A 13,478-nucleotide genomic window follows, 5' to 3' on the forward strand; every position below is an offset into this window, starting at 1 on the left:
ACCAACTGATTCGCCACCGCCCGATGCGGCACCGCCACACCCTTCGGACGACCCGTCGAACCCGACGTGAAGATCACATACGCCGTGTGCTCCGGCGCCGGAGACGCCACGCGCAACGGGACATCGACCGTCGAATCATCCTGCGGCACAAAGTCGTCGACGAACAGGACGGCGCGGTCACCGTCGGCCCCGAAGCCTTCGCCGCGCGTGGTCAGCACACACACCGGATCCGCGGTGCCGAGAATGTAGTCCGTCCGCTCCGCCGGCTGATCCGGATCCACCGGCACGTAGGCACCACCGGCCTTCGCGACCGCGACCATGCCGATCACCAGCTCCACGGACCGGCGCATACCGAGCGCGACCCGCTCCTCGGGAGCGACGCCGAGGTCGACCAGCTGCCGGGCGGTCGCGCCCGCCCACGCGTCGAGCTGCCGGTAGGTCCAGGTGCGGCCGTCGAATTCGAGAGCCGGGGCGTCCGGGTTCGCGGCGACCTGTGCCTCGAACAACGACACCAACGTCGCCGACGCATCCACCTCGTGCGCAGTGTCGTTGAACGACTCCAGAATTCGCGACCGCTCCCCCGCACCGAGGATCTCCAGATCCCCGACCGGGCGCGACGGATCCGCCACGATCTCCTCGAGCACCCGCACGAACCGCTCGACGAACGAAACCACCGTCGATTCGTCGAACAACGCGGTCGCATAGGTCACGAAACCGCCGATCCCCGTGGGGGCCCCGGCCTCGTCGTAGGTGTCCTGCACGATCCAGTGCAGATCGAACTGCGAGGTGTCGCCGGCCAGGTCGATGCCCTCGACGGTGACCGACGGCAGTTCGAGGGTGGTCCGGGCGAGGTTCTGGAAGGACAGGCCGACCTGGAACAGCGGATGCCGCGCCGTCGACCGCGCCGGATTGAGCACCTCCACCAGCCGCTCGAACGGCACATCCGCATGCGCGAACGCCTGCAGATCCGACTCCCGAACCGCCCCCAGCAACTCCTCGAACGAACCACCCGAACGCACATCCGCCCGCAACACCAGCGTGTTGACGAACATGCCGATCAGATCGTCGAGCTCACGCTCACCACGCCCGGCGATCGGCGTACCCACCGCGACATCCGACGTGCCCGACAACCGCGCCAGCAGCACCGACAACGCCGCGTGCACCACCATGAACAACGTCGCGTTGTGCGCCCGCGCCAACTGCACCAACCGCCCGTGCAACTCCGCCGGAATCTCCACACCGACCCGCGCACCGGCCACCGACTGCACCGCCGGACGCGGACGATCGGCCGGCAACTCCAACTGGTCCGGCAGACCCGCCAGGGCTGTGGTCCAGTGGCGGATCTGCTGCGAGATGAGCGAGGACGGATCGTCCTCCGAGCCCAGCACCGACCGCTGCCACAACGCATAGTCCGCGTACTGCACCGCGAGCGGTTCCCACGACGGCACGCCGCCGCCGATCCGGGACGTGTACGCGGTGACGAGGTCACGGACGAACGGCCCGCCCGACGAGCCGTCGGCGGAGATGTGGTGGACGACCGTGACGACCACGAAGTCTTCGGCGCCGAGCTCGAAAACCCGTGCGCGGAGCGGAATTTCGGTGGTCACGTCGAACGGCTGCCCGACGAATCCGGCCATCGCCCCGGTGATCGACGCCTCGTCGACGGTGACGACGTCCATTGCGACCGAGGCGCGTCCGGCAGGCAGGATCACCTGGACGGGCCCGTCGACGGTCTCCGGGTAGACGGTGCGCAGCGACTCGTGCCGCGCCACCACGTCGGCGACCGCCGCGCGCAGCGCCTCGACGTCGAGGGCTCCGCGGATGCGCAGCGCGGTCGGCAGGTTGTAGGCGGTCGAGTCCGGGTCGAACCGGTTGAGGAACCACATGCGGGACTGCGCCAGCGACAACGGAATCCGCTCCGGGCGCACCTGCGCCGTGAGCGCAGCGCGTCCACCGGCACCGGTGTGCGACTCGAGCCGGGCGGCGAGGGCCTCCACCGACGAGGCCTCGAACAGTTCCCGCACCGGAACGCGGACCTCGAGGGCGGCGCCGAGGCGCGCCGCGACCTGGGTCGCGATCAGGGAGTTCCCGCCGAGCGCGAAGAAGTCGTCGTCGAGACCGACCCTCTCGACGCCGAGCACCTCGCCGAACACCGCGGCGACGATCTCTTCCACCGGCGTGGTGGGGGCGCGGAACGCGCGGGTCTCGAACACGGGCTCGGGCAGCGCCTTGCGGTCGAGCTTGCCGGACGCGTTGAGCGGGAACGCGTCGAGGACGACGGCGGCCGCCGGAACCATGTACGACGGCAGATTCTTGCCGAGCCCGGCGAGCAGCGACTGCTCGTCGATGTCGGCGCCGGCCTCGGCGACGAGGTAGGCGACGAGCTGATCGCCGGTCGGGGTCGCGACGACCTGCACCGATGCGGACATGACGGTGGGGTCGGCGAGCAGGGCCGTCTCGATCTCGCCGAGCTCGATGCGCTGGCCGCGGAACTTCACCTGGAAGTCGGTGCGGCCGATGTACACCAGTTCCGGTGCGCCGCCGGCCGTGCGGGTCCAGCGCACGAGGTCGCCGGTGCGGTACATGCGATCGCCGGAGAGACCGAAGGGATCGGCGACGAATCGGTCGCTGGTCAGGTCGACCCGGCCGTGGTACCCGCGTGCGAGCTGGACGCCCGACAGGTACAGCTCACCCGCGACCCCCAGCGGGACGGGACGAAGCCGCCCGTCGAGCACGTACACCTTCGAATTCCACTGCGGCACACCGATCGGGACCGACCCGGCGTCGTCGAGCGCCGCCTGCCGGTAGGTGATCGACACGGCCGCCTCGGTCGGCCCGTACAGGTTGTGCAGTCCCGCCGACGAGACCGACGCGAACGCGTGCGCGGTCTGCGCGGGCAGTGCCTCACCGATGACGAACACGTCGCGCAGCGTCACCAGGTCGGCCGGGTCCGCGTACGAGACGAAGACGGCGAGCATCGACGGCACGAAATCGGTGACGGTGACCGACCGTTCCCGGATGGTGCGGGCGACGTATTCGGCGTCCCGGTGCCCGTCGGGTGTCGCGACGACGAGCGTCGCGCCGACCCGCAGCGGCAGGAAGAAGCCCCACAGCGACACGTCGAACGTGGTGGCGGTCTTCTGGAGATAGACGTCGGCCTCGGTGAGTCCGTATTCGCCCTGCATCCAGGCCATCTGGTTCGCGATCGCGCCGTGCGGAACCGCGACACCCTTCGGGCGTCCGGTGGATCCGGAGGTGAAGATGACGTAGGCGGTGTTCCCGGGACGCAGCACCCCGGTTCGCTCGCTCGCCGGGACCGGCGTGGCCGGCAGGTGCGCGAGGTCGAGGGTGTCGAGGTGCAGGACCGGGATGCGCTCGGGCAGCGTGAGATCGTCGCGCTCGGTGGTGAGCACGCAGACGGGTTCGGCGGCGTCGAGGATGTACTCGGTGCGCGAGGCCGGGTGGTCCGGGTCCACGGGCACGTAGGCGCCGCCCGCGCGGAGGACCGCGTACATGCCGACGACGAGTTCGACGGACCGGCGCATCGCCAGCGCGACCCGGGACTCCGGTCCGACACCGAGGGAGATCAGGTGCCGCGCAAGACGATTGACTTCGCCATCGAATTCGGCGTAGGTGAGTTCGCGACCCTCGTACACGAGTGCGGTCGCGTCGGGGGTCCGGGCGACCTGTGCGTCGAAGCCGTCGAGCAGCAGACGGTCCGCGATCGTGTGCTCGGTGTCGTTGCACGTGTCGAGCAGGACGCGGCGCTCGCCGGCGCCGAGGATCTCGAGGTCCCCGACGGTCACCGTGGGATCGGTGGAGACCGCGTCGAGGATGCGCAGCAGTCGCTTCGAGATCTCCACGACCGACGATTCGTCGAACAGCGCGGTGGCGTAGGTGAGCATGCCGACCATGCCGTCGGTGTCGCTGTCGGTGGCGAGGGTCAGCTGCAGGTCGAACCGTGAGGTCGTCGTGCCGGCGTCGAGCCCCTCGACGCGCAGGCCCGCGAGGTCGAGGTGGGCTTCCTCGAGGTTCTGGAAGAACAGCGCCACCTGGAACAGCGGGTGCCGCGACTGCGACCGGACGGGGTTGAGCACCTCGACGAGCCGCTCGAACGGCAGATCCGCGTGCCCGAACGCACCCAGGTCGGTCTCGCGGGCCTGGGCGAGGAGTTCGGTGAAGGTGGCTGCGGGCGAGACCTGGGTACGCAGCACGAGGGTGTTGACGAACATGCCGACCAGGTCGTCGAGCGCCTGCTCACCGCGGCCCGCGACGGGCGTGCCGATCGCGATGTCCTCGGTGCCGGACAGCCGGGCCAGCAGCACGGCGAGCGCGCTGTGGACCACCATGAACAGGGTGCCGTGCTGGGCGGCGGCCACCGCTTCGAGGCGTTCGACGAGATCCGCGTCGATCGGGAAGCGGTACATCGCACCGGCGTTCGACGCGGTCTGCGGCCGAGGACGATCGGTCGGCAGGGCGAGTTCGTCGGGCAACCCGGCGAGCGTGTTCTTCCAGTAGTCGAGCTGCGCGGCGATCAGCGAGTCCGGATCGTCCTCGGAACCGAGGACCCGGCGCTGCCACAGCGCGAAGTCCGCGTACTGGACCGGCAGCGGTTCCCAGGCCGGCGCCGATCCGACGCTCCGGGCCGCGTACGCCGTGACCACGTCGCGGGTCAGCGGGGCCATCGACGAGCCGTCCGCGCTGATGTGGTGCACGACGAGAACGAGCACGTGTTCGTCCTCGCCGAGGGTGAACAAACGGATCCGCACCGGGACCGCGGTGGTGACGTCGAATCCCTCGTCGACGAAATCGACCACGTCCGAGAGGATTTCGCCTGCGGTCGACGGAACGGGGATCAGTTCGTCGACGACCTCGGCGGTGGGGAGAACCACCTGGTGCCCGGTACCGTCGAGTTCCGGGTAGACCGTCCGCAGGATCTCGTGCCGCTCGACGACGTCGCCGATCGCCGCGCGCAGGGCCGCGACGTCGAGGTGGCCGGTGAGGCGGATCGCCAGCGGGATGTTGTTGACGGTCGACGTGGTGTCGAACCGGTTGAGGAACCACATCCGCTGCTGCGCGAGCGACAGCGGGACGACGGTGCCCCGGTCCTGCGGCACGAGCGGGATGCGCCCTGCCGCATCGCCGAGCGAATCGAGGTAGGCGGCGAAGGATTCGACGGTGGAGAACTCGAACAGGTCCCGTACGGGAAGGCGGGTGTCGACGACGGCGCCGAGGCGCGCGACCGCCTGCGTCGCGATCAGGGAGTTGCCGCCGAGTTCGAAGAAGTCGTCGTCGACGCCGACACGTTCGACACCGAGCAGCTCGGCGAACACGGCCGCGACGGTCTCCTCGATGGGGGTCGACGGAGCGCGGAACTCCCTGGCCTCGAACACCGGCTCCGGCAAGGCCTTCCGATCCAGCTTGCCGTTCCCGGTGAGGGGGATCGCGTCGAGGGTCATCACCACGGAGGGGACCATGTGGGACGGCAGCGACCGACCCACGAATTCCTTGAGCGCGTCCTGGTCGACGACCGATCCGGCTGCGGGCAGCACGTACGACACCAGCGTCGTCACGCCGGTCGTGGACGTGTGCCCGACGGTAGCGGCGAACTCGACGGAGTCGTGCGCGGACAGCGCGGCGTCGATCTCCCCGAGTTCGATGCGGAAGCCGCGGACCTTGACCTGGAAGTCGCTGCGGCCGACGTACTCGATGACCGGCCCGGTGGGACCGTCGATCCAGCGCACGACGTCGCCGGTCCGGTACATGCGCGCGCCGGGCTCGGTGCCCGCGTCGTCCGTGAACGGGTTCGCGACGAAGCGTTCGGCGGTCAGTCCGTGCCGCCGGTGGTAGCCGCGCGCGACACCCGGTCCGGAGAGGTACAGCTCACCGGCGACACCCATCGGCGTCGGGTTGAGGCGGCCGTCGAGGATGTGTGCCGAGACACCCCGCAGGGCGACACCGATCGGCATCGGGCCGTCCGCCTCGAGCGGGTCGCTACTGGTGGAGATGACGGTCGTCTCGGTCGGCCCGTACACGTTGAAGAAGTCGCGGTCGCCGGCCCACTTCGCCATCAACTCGGTGGAGTAGGCCTCACCGCCGACCATGACCGCGCGCAGCGAATCCAGCCCGGCCGGATCCATCGACGCCAGCGCGGCGGGGGTGATGAAGGCGTGGGTGACACCTTCCTTCCGCAGCAGTTCGGCGAGTTCGTCACCGCCGTAGACCGTCGGCGGCACGATGACCATGGTCGCCCCGGCACCGACCGCGAGCAGCAGCTCGAGGATCGACGCGTCGAAGCTCGGCGACGCGAAATGCATGGTGCGGGAGGAAGAGTCGATCTTGAACCGCTCGCGCTGCTCGGCCGACAGATTCGACAGGCCCCCGTGGGTGACCGTGACGCCCTTCGGGAGGCCGGTGGAGCCGGATGTGTAGATGACGTACGCGGTGTTGTCGACGGACAGCGAACCGACGCGGTCCGCGTAGGTGACCGGCGCCCCGGACACCGCCGCGCACTCGGCGGCCAGTTCCGCGCTGTCGAGAGCGAGCCACTCCACCGAGTCGGGCAGGCGGTCGCGGTGCTCGGTGACGGTGAGGCCGAAGCGCGAGCCGGAGTCGGTGACCATGTGCTCGATGCGGTCGGCGGGATAGGTCGGGTCCATCGGAACGAAGGCGGCACCGGTCTTCGCGACGGCCCACCAGGCGAGGACCGATTCGATCGAACGGGTCAATCCGAGCGCGACGAAGGTTTCGGGCCGTGCGCCGCGCGCGATCAGTACCCGCGCGAGGCGGGAGGACTGCTCGTCGAGCTCGCCGTAGGTCAGACGGCGGTCGCCGAGAACGACCGCGGTGGCCGTCGGGTCCATCTCCACGGCCGCGGCGAGCAACTGCGGGAGGGTGAGTGCACGTGTGCGGCGTCGACGAGCGGGCCTGCTGGAGCCGGTCCTGCGGCGTGCCCCACCTGCAGCCTTGGCACCGGTCTCGTCAGCCGTCATTCGTTAACAACCCCTCATGCCCAGGACAGGAGAACCTCGGTCGCAGCGCGACGCGGGGCTCTCTCGTCTATTGACCCAACAACCCGCTCCATGGTACGAGCCGGCGCTTCGGCGCCACATCCGGCTGATGCGTGCACGAAAGCGTCAACTCTATACCCTCGCGGCGCGCCGATTCGTTACACGATCGCGACCTGGAGTGCCCGGAATCCGGGCCGCCGCGTGGTCCGGGTTCCGGCCCGCGCGGCGGCCGATCGAGCTGCCGTCCCCCTACCGGCCGCCGCCGGCGGCGGTGACCACGTCGGTGAACAGATCCGGACCGTCGGCGCCCAGCAGGTCCTCGTATCCGGGCTCCGGCTGCACGTCCACGAACACCATCGCCGCGAGGTCCTCGGGGATTCCGTCGTCGAACCGGGGCGCGCCGGGTGACCCGACGAACAGGTGCGTCACCCACTGATCGGCGAGCTCGTCCTCGAACGACTCCGCGCGTTCCTGCGGCGCCACCAGGGCGGCACCGGCAGTGGCGGCCACGAGCAGCTCGAGCACTGCGGCCTCCGAATCGGCGGGCCCGTGCGCGTGGGTGCGGGACTCGTAGTCGACGCCGGTGCGGGCCGCGAGCCGGGCGGCGGTGTCCGCCGCGGCCGCGTGACCGATCACCCGCTCCTTTTCGGTGCCGGCCGCGATCACGAACGCCGGGTCGTCGCCCCGGATCGGACGTGTCAGGTCCGCGTAGGTCACCGGGGTCCCGGACTGCGCCTCGATCGCCGCGGTCGTGTCCGGATCGTCCAGGACGATCACCGACGCATCGGCGGGGTCCCCGGCGACACCGAGCACGACGTCGAGCCCCGCCCCGCCGGACACTGCCCCGCCGGACACTGCCCCGCCGGACACCGCCTCGTCGAGGAGGACGACTGCGGCACCGGTCTTGAGGACGGCCCACACGGCGGCGGTGCGGTCCACCGAGCGCGGCATCCGGATGCCGACCCGGCTTCCGGCGCCGATTCCGCGGCCGAGCAGGAACCGGGCCGCACGCGACGACCTCGCGTCCAGCTCGGCGTAGGAGACCTCGTCCTCGCCGTCCGCGAGCGCCGGAGCCTCCGGGTCGGACTCGACGGTGGACATCAGCACCGACACCAGGTTGCGGGCCGTGGCCCCCGACTCGGATTCCGTGTCGGTGGTGCGGGACTGGAACTGTGCGCGTTCGGCGGCACCCATGATGTCGATGTCGCCGACGGTCACGTCGGGCTTCGTGACGACCGCCTCCACGATCCGGGTGAACCGCTCGGCGAACCGCTCGACGGTGGAGGCGTCGAACAGGTCGGTGGCGTAGGTGAACCCGGCGATCAGCTCGTCCGGGTCGCCCGCGTCGTCGTAGGTGCCCTCGAGAGTCAGCATCAGATCGAACTTGGCCGCGACCTCCCCGGTGTCGAGGCCGCTGATCGTCAGGCCCGGCAGCTCGAAGGACACCGGCCGGAAGTTCTGCAGCGACAACATCACCTGGAAGAACGGGTGACGTCCCGACGACCGTGCCGGATCGAGAACCTCGACGAGACGCTCGAACGGCACATCGGCGTTCGCGAATGCCGACAGGTCCGTTTCCCGGGCGCGGTCGACGAGCTCACCGAACGACCGGGACGGATCGACGTCGGTGCGCAGCACCAGCGTGTTGACGAACATGCCGATCAGGTCGTCGAGTTCGGGTTCACCGCGTCCCGCGACACCGGTGCCGACCGCGATGTCGCGGCCGCCGGTGAGCCGTGCCAGCAGGACCGCCAGCACCGCGTGCACCACCATGAACATCGACGTGTTGTGGGCGCGCGCGAGTTCGGTCAGCCCGCGGTGCAGCTCGGGCTCGAGCGTGAACGCGTGGTACGCGCCCGCCATGGACGGCATCGCCGGCCGCGGCCGGTCCGTGGGCAGTTCGAGATCGTCGGCCAGTCCGGCGAGAGCCTCCCGCCAGTAACCGAGCTGTGCCGAGATCTGCGAGTCCGGCTCGTCCTCGGTGCCGAGGACGGCCCGCTGCCACAGCGCGAAGTCGGCGTACTGCACCGGCAGCGGCGCCCATTCCGGCAGGCGTCCCGCGGCCCGCTCGGTGTACGCGACCATGACGTCACGGGTCAGCGGACCGAGCGAGAAGCCGTCGCCGCTGATGTGGTGCATGACCAGCACGAGGACGTGTTCGGTCTCGTCGACCGCGAACAACCGGATCCGGACCGGAATCGCCTCGGTCACATCGAATCCCGCCGACGCCAGGTCTCGGACCCGGTCGGGCAGCTCGTCGGCGCCGACCCGCTCGGGGGTCAGGTCCGGCAGGGCGTCGGCGACCGGCAGCACCAACTGGTGCCCGCTGCCGTCGAGTTCGGGATAGACGGTGCGGAGGATCTCGTGCCGGCCGATCACGTCGCCGACCGCGCCCTGCAGCGCCGCCACATCCAGCGTGCCGGACAACCGGATCGCCAGCGGGATGTTGTAGGACCCGGAAGCCGGATCGAACCGGTTGAGGAACCACATGCGCTGCTGCGCAAGCGAGAGCGGCACGATCTCCGGTCGCGGACCGGCCGTGAGCGGCGCACGGCCACCACCGCCGGCGAGCCCTTCCAGCCGGGCCGCGAGCGTCCCGACAGCCGGCGCCTCGAACAGTTCCCGGACCGGGACCGTGGTGTCGAGTGCCGCGCCGAGCCGAGCCGCGACCTGCGTCGCGATCAGCGAGTTGCCACCGAGATCGAAGAAGTCGTCGTCCGCCCCGACGCGGTCGACGCCGAGCACGTCCGCGAACACCCCGGCGACGATCTCCTCGATCGGCGTCGACGGCGCACGGAACGCCCTGGCCTCGAACACCGGTTCCGGCAGGGCCCTGCGGTCCAGCTTGCCGACCGGGGTCAGCGGGATCGCGTCGAGCGGGATCACGACGACCGGCACCATGTGTGCGGGCAGCGAGGTCGCCGCGAACTCCCGCAGCGCGTCGACGTCGAGGTCGGCGCCGGCGGCGGGGACGACATACGACACGACGGCGGTGCCACCGGTCGGGGTCTCGTGGCCGATCGTCGCCGCGAAGTCCACGCTCTCGTGCGAGACGAGCACGGCGTCGATCTCGTCGAGTTCGACCCGGAGGCCGCGGATCTTCACCTGGTGGTCGCTGCGGCCGACGTAGGCGATCTCCCCGCTCGGGGTCCACCGCACGACGTCACCGGTGCGGTACATCCGCTCGCCGGGTTCGCCGTACGGGTCGGCGACGAACCGGTCGGCGGTCAGTGCGCCGCGGGCGTGATACCCGCGTGCGAGCTGGATTCCCGAGATGTACAACTCGCCGACGACACCGACCGGTACCGGGCGCAGCCGCGCGTCGAGCACGACCTCGCGCATACCGCGGATCGGGCCACCGATGGTGATCGGGGCGCCCGGCACCATCGGCTCCGAGATGTTCGCCATGATCGTGGTCTCGGTGGGGCCGTAGCCGTTGTACAGCGAACGACCGGGCGACCAGCGCGCGACGGCGTCGGCGGGCACCGCCTCACCGCCGGCGGCGAGGTGCTGCAGCGAATCCAGACCGGACGGGTCCATCGACGCCAGCACCGACGGGGTGATGAACGCGTGCGAAACCCGTTCGCGGCGAATGAGTTCCGCCAGTTCCGCACCACCGAACACGCCGGCGGGCGAGATCACCGTCGTCGAGGACGCGCCGAGCGCGAGCAGCAGCTCGAGCATCGATGCGTCGAAGCTCGGCGACGACACGTGCAGGATCCGGGAATCCGGTCCGGGACGGTAGCGCTCACGCTGCTCGACACAGAAGTTGTGCAGACCCGCGTGCGTGACCGAGACACCCTTGGGCTTACCCGTGGAGCCGGACGTGTAGATGACGTACGCCACCTGCTCGACCCGGGTCGGCAGGGGCAGTTCACCTTCGGCCACCGGAGTCGCCGCTTCCGCCTCGATCGCGGTCTGCAGCTCGGCGTCGTCGAGGACGAGCCAGTCGGTGACGCCGGGCAGTGCCTCCACGTGCTGCGCCAGGGTCAGACCGACCGCGGCGCGCGCATCGGTGACCATGTGCTCGATCCGGTCCGCCGGGTAGTTCGCGTCCACCGGGACGAACGCCGCCCCGGTCTTCGTCACGGCCCAGACCGCGAGTACCGATTCGATCGATCGCGGAATCGCGACCGCGACGAGCTGCTCGGCACCGACACCGCGCTGCAGCAGCACGCGGGCCAACTGCGACGAACGGGCGTCGAGCTCACGGTAGGTGAGCTCGCGATCCTCGCAGCGGACCGCGACCCCGTCGGGGTTCGCGGCGACGGCCGCAGCGATCAGCTCGCGCAACGTGCACGGCTCCGGACCGGTCGGTCCGGCGTGCGCCAGGAGCCCGGCGAGCTCGCCGGGAGCGAACAGATCGGCGTCCCCGACGGCCCGCTCCGGGGACCCGGTCAGTGCGGCGAGCAGCCGCACGAAACGCTCCCCGAACGCGGCGACCGTCGAGTCGTCGAACAGATCGGTCGCGTACTCGAACATCGCGGGCACAGCCGCGCCTTCGTCCCGGTCTCCCGGGACGAGGGTCAGCTGAAGGTCGAACTTCGCGATGTGGGCGTCGGCCTGAACCGGCGCCACCGACAGGTCGCCGAGCTCGAACGTTCCCGCGGCCAGGTTCTGGAAGGCCAGCGCCACCTGGAAGATCGGCGAATGTGCCTGCGAACGGACGGGATCGAGCTCGTCGACGAGGCGCTCGAACGGAACGTCGGCGTGACCGAACGCGGCGAGGTCACCTTCACGGACCCGGCGCAGCAGATCGGTGAACGACTCGGAGCCGTCGACGACGGTGCGCAGCACCGCGGTGTTGACGAACATGCCGACCAGGTCGTCGAGCGCGGCCTCACCGCGGCCGGCGACCGGCGACCCGATCACGATGTCCTCGGTACCCGACAGGCGTGCCAACAGCACCGCGAACGCCGCGTGCACCACCATGAACGGTGTCGCCGACTGCTCGGACGCGAACCGTTCGACGGCGTCGAACACGTCCGCCGGCAGCTCGAAGCGGTGCGTGTCGCCGCGATAGGTCACCTGCGCCGGCCGGGGCCGGTCGGTGGGCAGGTCCAGCACGTCCGGGGTCCCGGCGAGGGTCTCGGACCAGTAGGCGAGCTGGGCGGAGATCAGCGATTCCGGATCGTTCTCGTCGCCGAGGACTTCGCGCTGCCACAGCGCGAAGTCCGCGTACTGCACCTCGAGCGGTGCCCACGACGGCGCCTCTCCCCGCGACCGGGCCGCGTAGGCCACCATCACGTCGCGGGCGAGCGGGCCCATGGAGAACCCGTCGGCGCTGATGTGGTGCGCCACGAGCACCAGAATCCGCTCGGCTGTGGACAACTCGTCGGAGGACAATTCGAGCAGCGCGGCACGGAAGGGCACCTCGGCGGTGACATCGAAGCCGGTACCGATCAATTCGGCGACCCGCTCGGTGACGCGCTCGGCGTCGACACGCTCGACCCGCAGCACCGGAGCGTCGGCGACGGGCAGCACGACCTGCTGTCCCACGCCGTCGAACTCCGGGTAGTAGGTACGGAGCACCTCGTGGCGGGCCACGACATCCGAGACCGCTGCGGTGAGTGCCGCGACGTCGAGCGCTCCGCTCAGCCGCAACGCCACCGGAATGTTGTTCACGGCCGTGCCGGAATCGAAGCGGTTGAGGAACCACATCCGCTGCTGCGCCAACGACAACGGCACCCGCTCCGGACGCGGACGCGCCGTCAGCGCCGCCCGTGCCCCGGAACCGGCGTGCGACTCGACCGCCGCGGCCAGCGCCGCCACCGTCGAGGCCTCGAACACCGTCCGCACCGGCACCTGCGCATCCAGCGCCGCACCCAGCCGGGCCGTCACCTGCGTCGCCACCAGCGAATTGCCGCCGAGCGCGAAGAAGTCGTCGTCCAAGCCGACCCGCTCGACGCCGAGCACCTCGGCGAACACACCCGCGACGATCTGCTCGATCGCGGTGACCGGGGCACGGAAGGCCACGGCCTCGAACACCGGCGCGGGCAGTGCCCTGCGGTCGATCTTGCCGTTGATGTTCAACGGCAGCGCGTCGAGCACCACCCACGCGGTCGGCACCATGTACGACGGCAGCTCCCACGCCGCCGACTGCTTCACCACATCGAGGTCGAGCTCGCCGTCGGGCACGAGATAGGCGACCAGCTGCTCGCCGAGATGCGCGTCCTCACGCACCACGACGACGGCCTGCGACACCGAATCCTGGTTCCGCAGAACCGATTCGATCTCACCGAGCTCGATCCGGAAACCACGCACCTTCACCTGGAAATCGGTACGCCCGATGTACTCGAGCCCACCGCGCTCGTTCCACGCCACCAGGTCACCCGTGCGATACATCCGCACCCCTGGGTCACCGAACGGGTTGGCCACGAACCGATCCGCCGTCAACTCCGGCCGACCGAAATACCCCCGAGCCAACTGCACACCCGACAGATACAACTCACCCGCAACACCCACCGG

The 13,478-nt window shown here is 70.2% G+C and carries 2 protein-coding genes; both read right to left on the reverse strand.

Translation table 11 applies throughout. The features are described 5' to 3' along the window. Positions 1-6,992: amino acid adenylation domain-containing protein (locus ACWDTS_RS27900; RefSeq protein ID WP_450119445.1), on the reverse strand; the 6,992-nt coding region annotated here is incomplete at its 3' end. Between the two features lie 267 nt (positions 6,993-7,259). Continuing rightward, the coding region (locus tag ACWDTS_RS27905; protein ID WP_450119446.1) for an amino acid adenylation domain-containing protein at positions 7,260-13,478 on the reverse strand (6,219 nt) is incomplete at its 5' end.

The organism is Rhodococcus sp. NPDC003383 (genome assembly GCF_053589115.1).